General features: G+C 43.6%; 18 protein-coding genes. 5 read left to right on the top strand and 13 right to left on the bottom strand.

Features of this window, described 5'->3' with window-relative positions; all coding sequences use genetic code 11:
* Positions 1-72: 72 nt before the first annotated feature.
* The 3 genes from nfsA to AC0C66_RS09850 form a co-directional block, all read right to left on the bottom strand.
* Positions 73-822, bottom strand: coding sequence for an oxygen-insensitive NADPH nitroreductase (gene nfsA / locus AC0C66_RS09860; protein WP_072565465.1), 750 nt, complete (start codon positions 820-822; stop codon positions 73-75).
* Between the two features lie 105 nt (positions 823-927).
* The gene (gene rodA / locus AC0C66_RS09855; RefSeq protein WP_061186547.1) at positions 928-2,109 is read right to left on the bottom strand and encodes a cell shape-determining peptidoglycan glycosyltransferase RodA; all 1,182 of its coding nucleotides are present in this window, start codon (positions 2,107-2,109) and stop codon (positions 928-930) included.
* A gap of 210 nt (positions 2,110-2,319) precedes the next feature.
* Complete coding sequence (locus AC0C66_RS09850) at positions 2,320-3,465, bottom strand: GNAT family N-acetyltransferase (protein WP_072183249.1); 1,146 nt, start codon at positions 3,463-3,465, stop codon at positions 2,320-2,322.
* A 228-nt stretch (positions 3,466-3,693) separates the two neighbouring features.
* Here AC0C66_RS09850 and ywcE point away from each other — a divergent pair, with 228 nt between their 5' ends.
* The gene (gene ywcE / locus AC0C66_RS09845) at positions 3,694-3,957 is read left to right on the top strand and encodes a spore morphogenesis/germination protein YwcE (RefSeq protein ID WP_472973554.1); all 264 of its coding nucleotides are present in this window, start codon (positions 3,694-3,696) and stop codon (positions 3,955-3,957) included.
* Positions 3,958-3,998: 41 nt separating this feature from the next.
* On the opposite strand, the gene qoxD is transcribed toward ywcE, so the two are convergent.
* Genes qoxD through qoxA form a run of 4 tightly spaced genes read right to left on the bottom strand, consistent with a single transcriptional unit; the run spans position 3,999 to position 7,945 of the window.
* The gene (qoxD, locus tag AC0C66_RS09840; protein WP_003222169.1) at positions 3,999-4,373 is read right to left on the bottom strand and encodes a cytochrome aa3 quinol oxidase subunit IV; all 375 of its coding nucleotides are present in this window, start codon (positions 4,371-4,373) and stop codon (positions 3,999-4,001) included.
* A gap of 1 nt (position 4,374) precedes the next feature.
* Complete coding sequence (gene qoxC, locus AC0C66_RS09835) at positions 4,375-4,989, bottom strand: cytochrome aa3 quinol oxidase subunit III (RefSeq protein ID WP_003236031.1); 615 nt, start codon at positions 4,987-4,989, stop codon at positions 4,375-4,377.
* Between the two features lie 13 nt (positions 4,990-5,002).
* A complete protein-coding gene (qoxB, locus tag AC0C66_RS09830) occupies positions 5,003-6,952 on the bottom strand; it encodes a cytochrome aa3 quinol oxidase subunit I (protein ID WP_061186549.1) in 1,950 nt (649 codons plus the stop codon).
* 27 nt (positions 6,953-6,979) lie between these two features.
* On the bottom strand, positions 6,980-7,945 hold the full coding sequence (gene qoxA / locus AC0C66_RS09825; RefSeq protein ID WP_079287695.1) for a cytochrome aa3 quinol oxidase subunit II: 966 nt from the start codon (positions 7,943-7,945) through the stop codon (positions 6,980-6,982).
* A gap of 513 nt (positions 7,946-8,458) precedes the next feature.
* Between qoxA and AC0C66_RS09820 the strand changes: the two genes are divergently transcribed.
* Positions 8,459-8,704, top strand: coding sequence for a GlsB/YeaQ/YmgE family stress response membrane protein (locus tag AC0C66_RS09820; protein ID WP_003222176.1), 246 nt, complete (start codon positions 8,459-8,461; stop codon positions 8,702-8,704).
* A 69-nt stretch (positions 8,705-8,773) separates the two neighbouring features.
* Here the strand turns inward: AC0C66_RS09820 and galT are convergent, their stop codons facing one another.
* From galT to AC0C66_RS09800, 4 genes are all read right to left on the bottom strand, one after another.
* Entirely contained in the window at positions 8,774-10,315 is a 1,542-nt protein-coding gene (gene galT, locus AC0C66_RS09815; protein WP_461845887.1) for a UDP-glucose--hexose-1-phosphate uridylyltransferase, read from the bottom strand.
* 3 nt (positions 10,316-10,318) lie between these two features.
* Positions 10,319-11,491 (bottom strand): galactokinase, encoded by a 1,173-nt coding sequence (locus tag AC0C66_RS09810; protein ID WP_461845886.1) that lies wholly within the window; start codon positions 11,489-11,491, stop codon positions 10,319-10,321.
* Between the two features lie 84 nt (positions 11,492-11,575).
* Positions 11,576-11,959, bottom strand: coding sequence for a GtrA family protein (locus AC0C66_RS09805; RefSeq protein WP_032727269.1), 384 nt, complete (start codon positions 11,957-11,959; stop codon positions 11,576-11,578).
* Positions 11,960-11,976: 17 nt separating this feature from the next.
* Positions 11,977-12,648, bottom strand: a complete 672-nt coding sequence (locus AC0C66_RS09800; protein ID WP_072565468.1) for a TetR/AcrR family transcriptional regulator — start codon at positions 12,646-12,648, stop codon at positions 11,977-11,979.
* A 352-nt stretch (positions 12,649-13,000) separates the two neighbouring features.
* Here AC0C66_RS09800 and slrA point away from each other — a divergent pair, with 352 nt between their 5' ends.
* From slrA to AC0C66_RS09785, 3 genes are all read left to right on the top strand, one after another.
* Positions 13,001-13,159, top strand: coding sequence for a transcriptional regulator SlrA (gene slrA / locus AC0C66_RS09795; protein ID WP_014115625.1), 159 nt, complete (start codon positions 13,001-13,003; stop codon positions 13,157-13,159).
* A 442-nt stretch (positions 13,160-13,601) separates the two neighbouring features.
* Complete coding sequence (locus AC0C66_RS09790) at positions 13,602-13,910, top strand: DUF485 domain-containing protein (RefSeq protein WP_038429826.1); 309 nt, start codon at positions 13,602-13,604, stop codon at positions 13,908-13,910.
* A complete protein-coding gene (locus AC0C66_RS09785) occupies positions 13,907-15,448 on the top strand; it encodes a solute symporter family protein (RefSeq protein ID WP_079287567.1) in 1,542 nt (513 codons plus the stop codon). The genes AC0C66_RS09790 and AC0C66_RS09785 overlap by 4 nt, the downstream gene beginning before the upstream one ends.
* A gap of 34 nt (positions 15,449-15,482) precedes the next feature.
* On the opposite strand, the gene AC0C66_RS09780 is transcribed toward AC0C66_RS09785, so the two are convergent.
* Positions 15,483-16,085 (bottom strand): DsbA family oxidoreductase, encoded by a 603-nt coding sequence (locus AC0C66_RS09780; protein ID WP_072182123.1) that lies wholly within the window; start codon positions 16,083-16,085, stop codon positions 15,483-15,485.
* 88 nt (positions 16,086-16,173) lie between these two features.
* The gene (gene efeB, locus AC0C66_RS09775; RefSeq protein ID WP_061186553.1) at positions 16,174-17,424 is read right to left on the bottom strand and encodes an iron uptake transporter deferrochelatase/peroxidase subunit; all 1,251 of its coding nucleotides are present in this window, start codon (positions 17,422-17,424) and stop codon (positions 16,174-16,176) included.

Genomic DNA, 17,424 nt, shown 5'->3' with positions numbered 1-17,424 from the left:
TAACATGTCTCTATTTGTCGGAATATGTTACACGTGAAACATAAAAACCCCTCCGAAGCGGAGAGGTTTGCTTTAGTTTTTATTAAAGCCTTTTTCTTTCACATAGTCATTTAAATAAGTACGCGGCTTCTGCTTCATAAAGTTCAGAATCTGATCAGACCACGTTTCTTCCCGCTTTCCGTTTGTTCTTTCTCTATAATAATCAGAAATGGTTTGGTCATACGCATTCATGGTTTCGCGGAAATCATCTGTGTTTACATTATACGTATTCTCATGATAGACAGCCTGCTTTGGCAATCTCGGTTTTTTGCCGGATAGGTTTGCAGGATGGCCTACTGCCAGACCGAAAAGCGGAAGCACATGGTCAGGCGTTTGCATCACCTCTGTCACCTTGTCCAGTTCATTCCGAATGCCGCCGATATAGCAAATGCCAAGCCCCATAGATTCAGCGGCAATGCTCATATTTTGCGCTGCCAGCGCTGCATCAATCAAGCTGACCATAAACATTTCCGTATTCTCGAGCAGCTCAGAAATATTTTCGCCTTTTTCCTCAGCCAGTTTTTGGTGGCGGTGCAAGTCCGCGCAAAATACAAAAAAGTGCCCGTTGTTCTCAACGTAAGGCTGATTTCCGGCAAGCACAGACAGCTCACGTTTTTTCTCAGGATCGGAAACCCCGATAATCGAATACGCCTGCACATAGCTGGACGTAGACGCAGCCTGCGCACTTTTCACTAATATATCAATTTCTTCAGCAGTCAAAAGCTGATCAGTAAAAGACCGGATCGACCGATGATTTAAAATGGTTTCGATTGTGTTATTCATCACAAGAACCTCCTTATCTCTATTTATCATATCCGAAAAAAAGTGATCTCAAAAGTGAAATGCTCTGCACAAAAAAAGACAGCCTCTGTAAAGGCTGTCTTCATCTTAAGAATTAAAGAGATAACTTCTGTATTTCGTCAGCTGCACACTTGCGTTATACACAATCCCGAAGCCGATTAGCGTGGAAAGCGTCGAGCTTCCCCCGTAGCTGACAAACAGCAGCGGAATCCCGGTAACAGGCATAATACCGATGTTCATTCCGATATTCTGGAATGTATGGATCACTATTAACGCCGTAAAACCAACGCAAAAGAAAGATGCGAAACGGTTATACGGATGTATTTTGTCAATCAGAACGACAAGCCTGTAGATTAAGAAGAAGAACATAATGACGACAATCGCACAGCCTAAAAAGCCAAATGACTCACCTATTATAGAAAAGATAAAGTCAGTTGTACTTTCTGGAACATAAACCTTTAAATTAGAAATACCATTTCCTATAATGCCGCCAGATCCTATTGCCATAATGGCTTGATCAACTTGCCAGCTGTCATTTGAATCTTCCTGCGTCTCATTAGAAGCTGAAACCCAAGAAGTGACCCGCTTAATTTGATAATCCTGTATCCCAACTGATTTAGCAACGTCAGGAAAGTTTATTATGACTAATAAAATAAGTGAAATGAATAGGATACCTGAACCAGCAATGATCGTTATCAGTTTCCAATTTATACCCGACATGAAAATCATGACAAGAACGATAAACATACATATTCCTGCTGTCCCCGCATCTTGCATCAGGATAAGGCCAACAGGGATAACTGCGACACCCGCAATCTTTAATAAGAGATGAATATCATCCCTAAGCGTCCGAACTCCTTTAGGATTGGCTTTTCCGATGACTGAAGCAAGCATCATAATCAAACCGACCTTCATGAACTCTGAGGGCTGTATTGTTATTCTCCCAATCCTAAACCAACTTTTTGCTCCTTTAATGACCGGTGCAATGGACTCAGGACTGATCTTAAGAATAATCAAAGATAAAATACCTATGATAAAAATATATAAACTTAACTTTTCAAGTTGCTCTAAATCAAAGTACAACAGAACTGTAATCGCAATAGCTCCCAAAAGATAAAAGACAATTTGCTGTATCCAATCCGTGTTCCCATACTGCCCAAATTGACCGGCAGCATAAATTGATACTACGCTTATAATAAAAAACACACCAAATATAAAAATCAAATCCCCCTGATAAAAGGGGTTTTGCTGCTTCTTATATCGACTCATTCTATCCCGCCTTACATTTTCATCGGAAAATCACTAATGTTTATTATACATGAACCAAGTTCAAGATGACACGTGAAGCTCGCTTCCTTTTCTGTTTTTTGCGCATTTGCGGCGCTTTTTCAGCTACACGAAATATGACGTATCATAAACCGAAATGTTTCGATTGACACAAAACTTTTCAAATGAAAAAAACCCCTTTTAAATAAGGGGTTAAAAGAAATCCATAAGAAATGGAGGTTTTGACTGAAAAACATCATCAAGCCGTTTGATTTCCGATACCGGCCCATTTATCATGCCTGTTTCATAAAGGAAACGGGCATTTCTGGCGCCTAGAAAGAAAGCGGTTAAAGAAGATATGCTGCATTCTATTAGATGGTCTGATGACTCTTCTGGAATGATCTGCACTTGCTCCGAGTCGACGCGGAAAGTCTGTTGATTCCATGGGGCCCATTGATCCGTAACCTTAAAGTCAAAGGGTGCTGTCATGCGAGATTTTGGATATTCCCGAAAAAAACCTTCAACGTCAACAATGCGCGCCATACTATAAGGATATATGTCTTGTTTGACTCGGGGTTCGACAGTTAAAAAATCAAGATCTTCCTCCATCCGTACAGTCAGTTCCACTTCATTCAGCATCGAATCATGCTGGCAAATAAAATTCCACAAGCCTCTCTGTGCCTCTCTGTTCAAATAAACAAATTCCTTAACTCGCATCGTTTTATTTTTGATGTCATACACAAGATATCCACAGGGCACCCCATCTTCAGAGATATACATCGCTTTCATCCCATGGACCTTCTCTGTCCAATGCTCCTTTGAACGTTTCATCAGCCCATTATGCTTCGTTCTGTACTGATTATAGATAGCATTCACTGCATCTGTTTCATCTTTTTGAAGCCTCTTCACGTACCCAGAGACATCGCCTAGCTTTTGAAACTGTTCTTTAAGGTAGATCAGGCGTTTTTGATAGAAACAGAGCTCCCAGCCAAATTTACGGTAAAAGGAGATCAGGAACGGATGCAAAAAGCTGATGATTTGGTTTTCTTTCTTCATGACCGTTAAAGCGTTTCGAATAAGCTCCTTTACTGTACCTTTTCTTCTGTATTCAGGCCAGGTTGCCACCCCGGCAATACCGCCCATCTTCATCTCCTGTTCCTCCAACATCACAGAAAAGGGAATGATGTGAAGCTTAGAGAGGAGTTTCTCTTGTTCTTTGATTCCGATGATGTAATGGTTCTCTAAAGCTTTTACTTTCTCTTCTCGTTCCTCATCACTGAGTTCTTTCTGAAAAGCATATTCAGACATGCGGATCACTTCTCGCCAGTCTTCTTTTTCAAGCTTGACTACCTGATACATCTGCATCCCCCCTGTTTTTTTAAAAAAGCTCCGTACATTCTCCTAGCGAAATGAACTTAAAAATAAGACGATAGGTCCAGACCAATTCCACAAAAACCTGTATCAATTTCTGGAAAACATGGTATAATAATTGTAACAAAATGTTCAAAAAACAATCACAAAAAAGACACAACTCAGTTCCTCTATTTCATTTTTGTAAACGTTATCACAAAATGAAAGGAGACGGGTATGATGGACATGTTTTTTGCTTATTTATTGGTTGCCAGCGCAACACCTCTCTTTATATGGCTTGATAACAAAAAAGTCGCACTCTCAGCTATTCCGCCAATCATCTTAATGTGGGTATTCTTCTTCTTTTACGCAACAGAAAGCCTTTCTCCACTCGGACACACTCTCATGATTATCTTGTTTGCCGTCAACGTCATTGTCGCTCATATCGCCGCATTTATTATTTACGGTTTTCCGTATCTTCGCAGAAAGCGAAGCAGCTGAGGACAGCAAAAAACCCTCTTCTAACGAAGAGGGTTTTTGTATTATTCGTTGTGGCCTGAATGCTCTGAGTGTTCAGCGCCTCCAGGAGGATTTCCGTCCATATGGTCACCATGGTGATAGTGAGCCGCGAAAATCCAGATGGAACCAAGTACGATAACGATCGCACCGAAGAATCCGAACAGCGTGTTTCCGACTTGGATCCCACCGTTTTCGCTCTCTGTCATGTGCATGAACATGAGAAGCTGCAGCGCCGCTTGGATGAAGGCGAAGCCGAAAATGATCCAAAGTTTTGCTGATGAGCTCAGGTCAGTATACACTGCAACCCATAGAGCCAGCAGGGTCAAAACGATAGACAGTGCAAAACCTACAATGTGCTTCCATGGAAAGTGACTGTGTTCAGCAGATTTGTTTGCCATTTTACAGACCCCCCAATCCCATGAGATAGACACCTGTAAAGATGAAAATCCATACAACATCTAAGAAGTGCCAGTACAAGCTTGAGATAAAGATTTTAGATGAAGTTTGCGGAGTTAAGCCGCGTTTCTTCAACTGAATCAGAATTCCTGTAATCCAGAAAATACCGATTGTTACGTGAGTTCCGTGAGTTCCAAGTAAAACAAAGAATCCAGACCAGAACGCACTTGTACCGAGAGATGCTCCTTCATGTACATAGTGGACAAACTCGTTGATCTCGCATCCGACGAAGCCGGCGCCGAGAAGAAGAGTGATAATTGTCCAAATGACTACGCCTTTTAAACTTCCGCGGCGCATTTCATGAACAGCGATCCCGCAGGTAAAGCTGCTGATAAGCAGCAAGAACGTCATAATCATTACCAGATTCACTTCAAACAGTTCGTCCGGTAAGACACCTCCTGCTGTTCTGTTTTGAAGAACGAAGAAGGTTGCAAATAGTGTTGAGAACAACACAATTTCTGCCCCTAAAAAGATCCAAAACCCGAGAATATTAAGTCTGCCGGTTTCAGATTGATATTCCATAGGCGCGTTAGAATTGCCGTGTTCTGCATGTTCCATAACTCACGCCTCCTTATTCGGAAATCTTTCTTTCCGTCTCTTTTATTTCATCAACACTAATGTAGTAGCCGTTGTCGTATTCGAATGAACGCAGAACCATGCAGAGCAGGACTCCGATCAATCCGACTACGCCCATCCAGTACCATTCAAAGACAAGTCCAAAGCCGGCGATACCGAAGGCAACAGACATAAAGAACGGTCTGCCTGAGTTGCTTGGCATATGGATTTTCTTGAATTTGCTTTCAGGGTATAACTCGGTTTTTTCTTCTTTCATATGATGGAATGCATCCTTAGATTTGACTTCAGGAAGCACCGCAAAGTTGTAATGCGGCGGAATCGCAGAAGAAGTCGCCCAATCAAGACTGCGTCCCACACCCCATGAATCTCCGCTGATTTCACGAGTTGAGTAGCGGAAGCTGTAGTAGATGTTATAGCAAAGGATTAAGAATCCTACACCCATCATAAAAGCTCCGACAGTTGAAATAAAGTTCAATGTTGTCCAGCCGTCATTCGGTCCGTATGTGTAAATACGGCGAGGCATGCCTTGAAGCCCCAAGAAATATTGCGGGAAGAAACAAATATTGAACCCGATCATAAAGATCCAGAAGAACCATTTTCCGATTCTTTCGTTCAGCTTGTGGCCGAACATTTTTGGATACCAGAAAATAAATCCGGCGAAACAAGCAAATACAGTACCTGCGATCAGCACATAGTGGAAGTGAGATACAAGGAAGTACGTATTATGGTATTGATAATCCGCTGCTGCCATCGCAAGCATAACCCCTGTAACTCCGCCGATTACGAAGTTAGGAATGAACGCAAGCGCCCACAGCATAGGCGTTGTAAAGCTGATTCGGCCTTTATACATGGTAAAGAGCCAGTTAAAGATTTTAACCCCGGTCGGAATCGAGATAGCCATTGTCGTAATTGAGAAGAAAGAGTTAACGGACGCACTGTTCCCCATTGTGAAAAAGTGGTGAGTCCAAACTAGGAAACTCAATACGGAGATGGCGATAATAGAACCAACCATCGCTGTGTAACCAAACAATTGTTTTCTTGCAAAGCTTGAGATAATCTCAGAGAAAATACCGAATGCCGGAAGAATAACGATATATACTTCAGGATGTCCCCAAATCCAGAACAAGTTTGCCCAAAGCATCGGCATACCGCCTGCTTCCAATGTGAAAAAGTGAGCACCGAACAAACGATCAAATGATAAAAGTGCTAAAGCTACTGTAAGTACAGGGAACGCAAACACGATAATAACCATTGTGATCAGTGTTGTCCATGTAAACATCGGCATACGCATCAGTGTCATGCCTTTTGTTCTCATTTTTAAGATTGTTACCATAAAGTTGATCCCTGTCATCAGCGTACCGATACCGGCAATCTGAAGTCCGAGGAGATAGTAGTTCTCACCCGGTCCAGGGCTCATGTCATTACTTGCAAGCGGCATGTAACTTGTCCAGCCTGCGTTCGGAGAACCTCCGATTACGAAAGAAATATTGAAAAGCATCGCTCCTACGAAGAACGTCCAGAAGCTCAGGTTGTTCAAGTAAGGAAATGCAACGTCGCGAGCACCGATTTGAAGAGGTACAACAACGTTAATAAGACCGATCAAAAACGGCATCGCCATGAAGATGATCATGATCGTACCGTGAGTCGTAAAAATTTCATTATAGTGGTTTGAGTCTAAAAAACTGTTATTCGGAAGCGCTAGCTGGGCACGCATCATCAGACCGTCGACACCGCCGCGGAATAGCATAATTACAGCAGATATAATATACATGATTCCGAGTTTTTTATGGTCAACAGTTGTTATCCATTCAGACCAGAGCCATTTCCATTTCTTGAAGTAGGTAAGAACAACAATGATGGCAATGGTAGATAGTGCAATGGAAACTTGTGCGCCCAGAATTAATGGGTCACCAGTTACAAAAAATTCATCCCATTTAAATTTCATGCGGGCTTCCTCCTTTCCTGATCAATATCATTCTTCTGTATCATCAGACTTCTTAAATTCATTTTCTTTTACGTTTTCAAACGGATCTGTTTTAGAGTGAGGTGAAACGGCTTGGTAGCCAAGGCGTTTGCGGGCCTCCATTGCGTATTCTGCATCTTGTCCGTGATCAACGTATTTTAAGTGGGTAGAAGAGAACGTTAATTCGTCCACATTTTCAGGAAGCATTAATTGATCATACTTCTCTTTTGTCAGCTTAGGAGCCTCATTTTGAGTCTTTTTCACCCAGCTGTTAAAGTCTTTTTCTGTTACAGCATTCACATCAAACTCTTGGTCGGCAAAATGTTCGCCTGTGAAGTTCGCGTTGCGGCCTTCATAAGTTCCCACTTCATCAGCCTGTAAGTATTGATCCATCAGCATTCCTGCCATCGCGTATTTTTGTCCTCCAAGCTGAGGAATCCAAAGCGAAGCCATTGAATCTGCAGATGAAATTTTGAACAAGATCGGGCGGTCGACAGGAATGTTTAAGTAGTTGACCGTTTCAATATCCTGTTCAGGGTAGCTGAATACCCATTTCCAGTCTACCGAAGTAGCATAAACAACAAGAGGTTCTTTGTCTTTTGTTGCTTCAGGAGCTTTTTCTAACGAATATATCGTCTGTACGGTTGGCACAGAAAGTGCAATGACGATTAAAATTGGGATCACTGTCCAGACTACTTCTAAGAACGTGTTACCGTGAATTTTTGGGTTATAAGATCCATTATCTTTGCCTTTACGGTCGCGGTATTTTACTAAAATAATGGTAAATAGAACAAAGACAACCCCGACGATAAACAGCATAAATCCGATAGATAACAGGATTAAATCACTTTGCTGTTCAGCTACAGGCCCTTTCGGATCTAGTACTGAAGCATTGCTGCATCCCCCAAGGACGAAAACCACAGTTAACAGCGCTAATACAAGTAACGGTTTTAATGCTCTGAACAAGAAGATCACCATCCTTCCTATTGATGTAATAAATCTGAAGTGCATACTTCCTCAAAATCTTTTCTCTACTTTGTTATGCTATCAAAAACTTCACTTATTAGCTTTATTTTTTTATAAACTTCATCCCATTTTCGCTTAAATGTCATAAAATCGACAAAAATTGCTCCAACTTTATTCACATCTATCGCTTAAGATGAAAAGTTTCTAGTTATTTCCGCATATAAGTAAAGAAAGATGATGAAGAACTAATTCTGACAAATAAAGGTTTACCACAATAAAAAACTTAGGTCAATCAAAAGTTTCATTTTGTTAAACTTTCTAGAAAGGAATTATTTTTTCCTTGTCTAGCATCTTTTCACACGGCTACCATTTTAACGCAACCAATTTTGAAAGAAAAGGCTTATTAAAGCGGCGATATGTTCTGAACTGTTCCCATTTTTTATGAGAGCATCCAATTGTTTATCTTATACAAAAAAGAGGAATGATATAAGCAAATAAATATAAAATAGGATGTGTTGTATGATGAGTTTTATTATTTCCCTTATCGTCGCAATTATTATCGGATGGCTTGGCAGCCTGTTTGTTAAAGGAGATATGCCGGGCGGAATTATCGGGTCTATGATCGCGGGTCTTATCGGTGCGTGGATCGGACACGGGCTGCTGGGTACATGGGGCCCGAACCTAGCCGGATTTGCCATTATTCCAGCGGTGATCGGCGCAGCCATTGTTGTATTTCTAGTAAGCCTGTTAGCCAGAAAAAGAGGATAAAAGTAACAGTGCCCAAAGCATCAGCGTTTTGGGCATTTGTTTTGCAAAAAAATCGGAAAAGCCTCAACCCTAACGGTTGAGGCTTTTGACTGGTTTGACGCCTAAATGATCGATAAACCTTCTGAAGGCCTGTTTTCCTTCCGTTGTCTGTTTAAATACACCGGCGTGTTCAAGAATGCGCGCGAATACATGTCCAAGCTCTTCCTTTATGACTAGATCCACATTCTCTTTTGTTATCGTTCTTTTTTCCATCATCCGAAGAGCCCACTCCTTATGCTTTGCTGTGAGCGGATTTTGTTCTAAAGCGGATTTCGGATCAGCAGAGCATAGCGCCGCTGCCGTTTCTTTCATTTCTTTCTGTAAACGGCCCGGCAATATCGCCAATCCCATGACCTCAATCAGGCCGATATTTTCTTTTTTAATATGGTGAACTTCCTGATGAGGATGGAATATTCCTGATGGATGCTCCTCATCTGTCCGATTGTTTCTCAGCACGATATCGAGTTCATACAAGTCTCCCCTGCGTCGCGCAATCGGAGTGACCGTATTATGGGGCGTATCGCCTGTATAGGCGGCTATGCCGGCTTTTTCATCGGAATACGTTTGCCACGTGCGGAATAGATGATCAGCAGCTTCGGCGACATGATCCGGTTTGTCTCCTTGGAGCCTGAGCACGGACATTGGCCACTTCACTAAGCCCAGCGACACGCCGGGATAATCATTTAATTCATAAACGTCTTCCGCTTCTGCACGCGCCATCGGAAAATCGTGTGCCCCGCCTTGGAAATGATCATGGCTTAGGATGCTGCCGCCGACAATCGGCAGGTCCGCGTTTGAACCAATAAAGTAATGCGGATATTGTCCGAGAAATGACAGCAGCCTTTCAAATGTTTTTCTGCTGATCTCCATCGGTTCATGCTCACCCTTTAAGACAATGCAATGCTCCGGATAATAGACGTATGGCGAAAACTGCAAGTACCATTGTTCGTCTTTAAGGATGACCGGAATGATTCTGTGGTTTTGGCGGGCTGGATGATTCACGCTTCCCTCAAACCCAACATTTTCTTTACAAAGCAAACACATTGGGTAATTTGTCTGCGCCTGTTCTTTTGCAGCTGCAATCGCTTTCGGGTCTTTTTCGGGCTTTGATAGATTAATAGTCATTTCCAACTCGCCATATTCGGTCGGCACCGTCCAATGAACATTTTTGGCGATCCTGTCAGACCGGATATAATAGACATCCTCTGAATATTGATAGAATTCCTTTGTGGCCTGTTTTGGGCCGTATAATGCTTTTGTCTCTTCAAACTTGCGTATGACCTCAGACGGAGCAGGTACGAAACATCCCATCAGCTTTGCGCTGAGCAAGTCACGGTATGTGTCTGTATCCGCTTCCATCCGACCGGTTTCCGCAGCCCATTTGTAAATAGGAGCAAGCAAATCCGGCAGGCTTGGTGCCTGCTTGATGCAAGTGTGGGAGACCGGCTCGGGGTGTTTGATGTCCAACGCTTCATAAAGGCGGTTTCTCGTATATTCCCGATCCCAGATCGAAATGAGTTTTCGTTCCAGTCCATACTCCAGCAGCTGTTCCAGGTGTTCAATGATACTCATTTGTCATTCCCCCTTTAGCTCTCTCGCTCCCTCTCCGATATCAGCGACATAAAAATCCGCTTTGAGCCCTGTTTTTTCTTGATATCTGTCTCCAACCTTTTGGATAAAATCATCAACAAACGCATCTTTTACAATGCTGATGGTGCAGCCGCCGAAGCCCGCTCCCGTCATTCTTGAGCCAATCACACCTTCGTGGTCCCACGCCGCAAACACAAGCTCATCAAGTTCAAGGCATGTCACTTCATAATCATCCTTCAGCGAAAGGTGGGATTCCTTCATTAACCGCCCGATTTCATCTACATTATTTTCCTTGAACATATGAGCCGTCTTGATAGCACGGTGACTTTCGTATACGGCGTGCTTTGCCCGGCGTCTGTTCGTTTCATTTTGGATCAAGCTGGAATGCGCGTCGAAATCAGAAGGCTTGATGTCGCCCAGCGAGGCAATATCAAGTGTTTTTTGCAGATCAAGCAAGGCGTCATGGCACTCTTGGCGTCTCGTATTATAGCTTGAGTCTGCCAATGTCCTTTTTTTGTTCGTGTTCGCGATGACCAGCGCGAGGCCTGAGACATCGAGTTTGCTATATTCATAGTCCAGCGTGTCGCAGTTCAGCAGCATCGCATGGTGTTTTTTCCCCATTCCGATTGCAAATTGGTCCATAATCCCGCAATTAACACCGATAAATGTGTTTTCCGCATGCTGCGCCATTTTCACAAGCTCAAGCGCATCCACTTCAGGATGAAAATAGCTTTGGAGCACAACTCCCATCAGCAATTCAATAGAAGCGGAGGACGACAGTCCCGCTCCGTTTGGAATATTCCCTGAAAACACAATGTCAAAGCCATGAGGAACTGAATAGCCCCTTTGCTGAAATTCATAAATGACGCCTTTCGGATAGTTCGCCCAGTCGTCTTCTTTTTGATAGCGGATGTCGTCAAGGCAGCATTCCTTGATCCCTGCGTCTTTAAAGTTGTCTGAATACATCCGGACAACCCCGTCGTTTCTTTCTGCAACAGCAGCATATGTACCCATTGTCAGCGCGCACGGAAACACATGCCCGCCGTTATAATCTGTATGTTCCCCAATCAGATTCACTCTTCCAGGTGCGAAAAAAAACCGTAACCCCTCTTTTTCTCCGAATACACTTGCAAATATCCCCTTTAGCTCTTCCCGCATGTGCAATCACCTTTCATTGTTTTATTTTTTTATTTCCCCTTATTTCTTCAGTGAAAACTGTAGATCATACGCTGCTGTCCCCTGTTATACCCCTTCCTCTTTTGTCTTTTTAAAGACGAGCCATTTGCTTGCGGCATAGTTAACGACAACAATCACCGCGTTGTCGAGTATTTTGGCAAGAGTTTCATTTGTATTGAACTGGCCGACAAGAATGATCATCATGCCTAAATCTATGCCAAGAGACAGGACCCGAACGCTGAAAAAGGCAGTGATCTCTTTTATCAGGCTCTGCAGGTCATGTGTTTTTTGCTGAAATACATATAATTTATTTGTTATGTAAGCAAACAGCACGGACAAAATCCAAGCGGCTACAGTAGCGGCTTTGTAATCCATATTCATGATCTCTACCAATATATAAAAGCTGGCGATGTTCACAATGGTTGTGAAAACCCCCATAATGATATACATAATCATTTCTCTATACTTCACTGATGTTCCTCGCTTCCTGAATAACTTTTCAAAATTCTTGGGCTCACTTGCTCTCTGTCCAGAGTAAAAAAAACAGAGAGTGCGTCTAAAAAGCTGCGGAATGTGGCGGGCTGACCCAATACATACGATTGTTTGATGATTCCGTCGAGCACTGCACATATTATTTTAGCCGTATATTCCGGATCAATACAGGCGTCAATCAGCTTTCTCTCCTTCAGCCACTTAATATATAACGCGTTTTCTTCCACCCACAATTCGTACAGCCGGACATAGGCCTTGCATTTCTGAAGGACTTTGTATGTCGGCATATTCATGGCAAATGAGGTAATCTCCCACGACGGCTTATTTATGTAATAGGAATAAAGCAGCTCTGCGGCATGTTTTGCAGCCTCGTCCAATGTCAGCGGTTTCACTGAGACCTGCTCCATTTGATCAAGATACCCTATGATGATCTCTTTTTTCATCTGTCGTTTTTCGAGAAGATGCTGCAGAAAATCCTCCTTGCTGACAAAATGAACATAAAACGCTCCTTTGCTGTACCCGGCTGCTCTGCTGATATCCTCTACAGAAACCGGATCATACGCTCGGTCAATCAACAAATTCAAGCCAGCGTCTATAAAACTTTGAAATGTTGCTTCTCTTTTCATTTGAAATTTGTTTTTTTTCATATTTTTCTCCAGGCGGTATGATTACCCTTATCTTACAACGGATCAATCTTTAGCGGTATTTATTTCTTTGGACGCTTATGCTATTCGGTTTTCCCGGGGTCATTTTTAATAGGCTGAATGATTTATTTTCATTTACATACTATCCAGTCAGTATTTAATTGTTTATTATTATAAATAAGATTCATTGGTTATATTAGTCATTTTTTTAGGGAATAGGTAGGTGGTTTTTCCTTCAGTTTGTGAACACCGGGCAACTATGTGTGAAATTTGTTGTACTCGCCTCATCATCGCGCCGGCTCATCTTTATTGCCCGCATGTTGCAGGAAAACATTTTATACAATTGGAGGTTACTATGAAAACTCATGTTAAAAAAGATTTGGACAAAGATTGGCATATGTTAATGCAAGAAGCTAGATCCATTGGGTTAGGCATTCGTGATGTGAGGCAGTTTTTAGAATCTGAGACAGCATTGAGAAAGAATAATCACAAAAAAACCGTCCGCCAAGACTAATCCGAATAGGCGGATCTATTACCTCTGGCTTTTCTATCATCTGATCTGAGTTTTCACCATTTCCTCTATTCGAAAGCGATTGCTGCGCCGAGCTTGAGGACAAACGGTGTGTCAGCTAACATACGACAGACAGCCGGTGATGCGATCACCTCTTGGCACATGCATTGTCATAAAGAGGTGATGCGAACATCTATTAACCGGGCTCTGGTAAACAGCAGCTTTGCTGAGAACAAGCTGCATTCGGTGAGGTTTTGAAAGCAAACGCATTTTATACGCGCCGAGCTGGAAAACCTTCGCCTGTCTTTATACCTCTATGTTCACCTCTTCACGACTTCCTTCTTTTTTCATCCTCAAGATGTTATTCAGCATAAATCAGACTTTCAGTACATACCTATTGGTGTACCTTTTTTGCTTACGTTTAGCGAATAAAAGGAGGAAAGCCATGTACAAAGCTGATTACAAACAGATTGCTGCAACGCCGTCTTTTCAAGCTTTTTTAAAGCAGAAACGCGCTTTTATTGTTCCTTCAGCGATTTTCTTTTTTGTCTTTTATTTTTCACTTCCTGTTTTGACGTCTTATTTCACCTTTTTGAATGCACCGGCCATTGGAGCTGTTTCATGGGCTTGGCTGTTTGCCATCGCCCAATTCGCCATGACTTGGATACTGAGTACAGTGTATTCCCGAAGGGCGGCGCATTTCGATCAGTATGTAAGCGCTTTAAAGGAAGATCTGAAGGGTGAACAGACATGAATATGACTGCTTTTCTATTATTTTTAGCGATTGTCGGCCTGACGCTTATCATCACGTATTTTGCCGCGAAGAAGACGAAAACGACGAGTGAGTTTTATACGGCGGGCGGCGGGCTCACCGGTGTTCAGAATGGACTGGCAATTGCCGGCGACTACATGTCCGCGGCCTCGTTTCTCGGGATTGCCGGAATGATTGCGTTATATGGATTTGATGGATTCTTTTACAGCATCGGTTTTCTGGTGGCTTATCTCGTTGTCTTGTACATCGTGGCGGAACCGCTTCGGAATCTTGGGAAGTACACGATGGCGGACATGATTGCGGCTCGATTTAAAGAAAAGAAAATCCGCGGCGTCGCGGCTCTTAATACCATTGCCATCTCTACTTTTTATATGATCGCCCAACTCGTGGGGGCGGGCGCGCTGATCAAACTGCTGCTGGGGCTGGATTATACAGCGGCGGTCCTCATTGTCGGAGTATTGATGACCATTTATGTCGTGTTTGGCGGCATGATCGCGACAAGCTGGGTTCAAATTATTAAAGCCGTTTTGCTGATGGCCGGAACACTCGTCATTTCAATCATCGTGTTTTCGAAATTCGGCTTTAACCTCAATACCATGTTTGAGCAGATGAAAACGGCAACTCCGCTTGGCGCTGATTTCTTAAACCCCGGAAATAAGTACAAGGTGCCGCTGGAGACCTTGTCGTTAAACCTGGCACTCGTGCTTGGAACTGCCGGGCTCCCGCATATTTTGATCCGGTTTTATACTGTTAAGGATGCCAAGACTGCCCGGACATCCGTTGTGTCAGCGACATGGATTATCGGTGTGTTTTACATTATGACGGTGTTTCTCGGCTTTGGCGCCGCTGCGTTTGTCGGTTTTGACGCGATTACAGCGGCTGATCAAGCGGGAAATATGGCGGCTCCGCTTTTAGCGAAAGCGCTCGGGGGAGATTTTCTGTTTGCTTTTGTATCAGCCATCGCCTTTGCTACCATTTTAGCTGTCGTGACAGGATTGGTGCTGTCTGCCGCCTCAGCATTTGCCCATGATATTTACAGCCAGATTATCAGAAAGGGAGAAGCAACTGAAAAAGAACAGATGAAAGCGGCCAGATGGGCTTCTGTCGCCGTGTCAGTTCTCTCGATTCTCCTCGCGATTTTTGCACAGTCCTTAAATGTGGCGTTCCTTGTCGCACTTGCGTTTGCGGTGGCGGCCAGCGCAAACCTCCCGCTGATTGTGTTTACGGTCTTCTGGAAGAGATTCAATGCTACAGGCGCTTTGTGGGGCAGCCTGACAGGCCTGATCAGCGCGCTTGTGCTTGTATCGATGAGCCCTAGTGTGTGGGACCCGTCCGGAGGAGCTATATTTACCGGCGATCCGCTTATTCCGCTTTCTAATCCGGGCATTATTTCCATCCCGCTCGGCTTCCTCGGTGCATGGCTCGGAACGGTGCTGTCGTCAAATAAAACAGTTGATGAAGAGACGTTTGCGGAAATACAGGTGAAGGCACATACTGGCATTCATATGGAACAGGAGTAGGAGTAAAAAAGCTCTCTTGTATAGAGAGCTTTCCTTACTTTTTCTGCTGTTCGTCAGAAATCGCTTTTTCAAATACATCCTTGCCGGCAGCACCCGGTATCACAGTGTCGCCAATGATAAAGGTTGGAACGGCAGTGATGTCGGCCTCTTCATAGGCGTGCTTCAAGGCTTGCCGCTGCACGTCCTGATATGTTCTTGTTTCAAGTGCGGATTTGAATGAGGCTCCGTCTAACCCCACTTCCTCGGCAAGCTTCGTCAAGATGTCAATGTCGCCGATATTTTGGCCCTCTTGGAAAAATGCCTGAAAGACACGGGTGTTGTATTCATGTCCTTTATTGTATTCCTTTGCAAAGTGGAAGCCTTCAAACGCCAGATCTGTATATGGATGAGGCGAGACGTTTGGAAAATTGATCTCGACTCCTAATTTGTCCGCCATTGGCTGAATCGACTTCTGCCACATGTACTGTTTGGAAGGATCATTGACCGGGTCAAGCTGTGGAGATGGGCTTGGGCGCAGTTCAAACGGCATCCACTCGACTTCAACATCCTTTCCTTTTATCGCTTCTTCAAAAGCGGCTTTTCCAATGAAACAAAATGGGCAGACGTAATCTGAATAAACTTTGATGTGTACTGTCATGATAATCTCCTTTCGTATAGGTTGATTTTAAACTGTAACAATAAAAGTTACAACTGTTTTTTAAAAAAGAAGCCGATAAAGGCTTCTTTTATGATTCCAGCAAACGCTGGGCAATATATTCTCCTTTTTTGCAGCCGCCTGGGCATGCATATAAAGCAGAACCGATTGTTTGCGTATATTCGTTTAATGCATCCTTTGCCGAAAGGGCCTTAAGCATGGGGATGAACTGATTGTCGGGATTTTTTTGAAAGCTGATAAACAGGAGACCCGCATCCATATAGCCGGTTTTCGGATCAAGTCCTTCTGTGTAAGAGAAAGCTCTTCGCAAAATTTGTTTTCCCGTAGATTTCGCAAGGCTGACGTGTGAATTTGCTGGGATTTGATTCAGCTTCACGGGGTCTGTTTCCTTTTTCTGACCGAAAGGCGCCCCCGAGCTTTTTCTGCGGCCGAAGGTATCTTCTTGGTCCTTGAGGGAAGAACGGTCCCATATCTCAAGGAACATTTTGATTTTCCGAAAAGCCATATAGGTGCCGCCCGTCATCCAGTCAGGCTCACCGGACTGAATCCACACAATGGAGTTCATCAAGGTGTCATCCTTCGTGCTCTGGTTGCCTGTTCCATCTTTAAACCCGAAGAGGTTGCGCGGCGTTTCGCCATTTTTTCCTCCGCTTAAAAAACCTTTGTTCACAAAGCGGACCTCACAGGTGCCGGTCGCTTGATTCAGCAGATTTCTCAGCGCGTGAAACGCCACTTGTTCATCGTCTGCGCATACTTGAATGCAGATGTCTCCGCCTCCCTGTTTTTCATCCAGGTTGTCATTCGGCATTGCTGGAAGAGCGGCAAGGTGCTTCGGTTTTTTGTTTTTCAGCCCGAAGCGGTCCTTTCCGTCTTTTTCAAAAAAGCCAGGCCCGAATCCGAATGTAACCGTTAAGTTCGAAGGGGATAAATCAGCAGATTCACCTGTATCTTGCGGCGGCAAATATTGATTTTTTTGCTCAGCCGACATTTTCTTTCCAGACGTCAGTATCTGTGTCAGACTTGTCCAGTTTCTGAATAATGTAATGATGTCGCTTTTCTCTTTTGCTGTTACATCCAGCGCGGCAAAATAGACATACGTTTGATGGGCAGTTGTGATGCCGGCCTGATGCTTTCCGTAAAACGGAACGACCTGCTCATCCTCTTTTTCATCCTTATTTGATGACTTAGCCGCAGTCTGCACAAGCGGAGCCAGACCGCCGAGTCCGCTGGCGCCGATCGCAACAGCTGCACCTGCCATCGCCCCCCATTTTAGGATATCCCGTCTATGAATTTGTTCTGGCTTTTTTTGTTCATCGCTCAT

The organism is Bacillus sp. VA13, from assembly GCF_055710085.1.
The sequence above is the reverse complement of the archived record's forward strand: the minus strand, read 5'-3'. Positions and strand labels throughout refer to the sequence as shown.

Bases quoted from the DNA above. Each gene is read 5' to 3' on its own strand.
- nfsA (WP_072565465.1), bottom strand. From the start codon at position 822: ATGAATAACACAATCGAAACCATTTTAAATCATCGGTCGATCCGGTCT.
- rodA (WP_061186547.1), bottom strand. From the start codon at position 2,109: ATGAGTCGATATAAGAAGCAGCAAAACCCCTTTTATCAGGGGGATTTG.
- AC0C66_RS09850 (WP_072183249.1), bottom strand. From the start codon at position 3,465: ATGTATCAGGTAGTCAAGCTTGAAAAAGAAGACTGGCGAGAAGTGATC.
- ywcE (WP_472973554.1), top strand. From the start codon at position 3,694: ATGATGGACATGTTTTTTGCTTATTTATTGGTTGCCAGCGCAACACCT.
- qoxD (WP_003222169.1), bottom strand. From the start codon at position 4,373: ATGGCAAACAAATCTGCTGAACACAGTCACTTTCCATGGAAGCACATT.
- qoxC (WP_003236031.1), bottom strand. From the start codon at position 4,989: ATGGAACATGCAGAACACGGCAATTCTAACGCGCCTATGGAATATCAA.
- qoxB (WP_061186549.1), bottom strand. From the start codon at position 6,952: ATGAAATTTAAATGGGATGAATTTTTTGTAACTGGTGACCCATTAATT.
- AC0C66_RS09820 (WP_003222176.1), top strand. From the start codon at position 8,459: ATGAGTTTTATTATTTCCCTTATCGTCGCAATTATTATCGGATGGCTT.
- galT (WP_461845887.1), bottom strand. From the start codon at position 10,315: ATGAGTATCATTGAACACCTGGAACAGCTGCTGGAGTATGGACTGGAA.
- AC0C66_RS09810 (WP_461845886.1), bottom strand. From the start codon at position 11,491: ATGCGGGAAGAGCTAAAGGGGATATTTGCAAGTGTATTCGGAGAAAAA.
- AC0C66_RS09805 (WP_032727269.1), bottom strand. From the start codon at position 11,959: ATGTATATCATTATGGGGGTTTTCACAACCATTGTGAACATCGCCAGC.
- AC0C66_RS09800 (WP_072565468.1), bottom strand. From the start codon at position 12,648: ATGAAAAAAAACAAATTTCAAATGAAAAGAGAAGCAACATTTCAAAGT.
- slrA (WP_014115625.1), top strand. From the start codon at position 13,001: ATGAAAACTCATGTTAAAAAAGATTTGGACAAAGATTGGCATATGTTA.
- AC0C66_RS09790 (WP_038429826.1), top strand. From the start codon at position 13,602: ATGTACAAAGCTGATTACAAACAGATTGCTGCAACGCCGTCTTTTCAA.
- AC0C66_RS09785 (WP_079287567.1), top strand. From the start codon at position 13,907: ATGAATATGACTGCTTTTCTATTATTTTTAGCGATTGTCGGCCTGACG.
- AC0C66_RS09780 (WP_072182123.1), bottom strand. From the start codon at position 16,085: ATGACAGTACACATCAAAGTTTATTCAGATTACGTCTGCCCATTTTGT.
- efeB (WP_061186553.1), bottom strand. From the start codon at position 17,424: ATGAGCGATGAACAAAAAAAGCCAGAACAAATTCATAGACGGGATATC.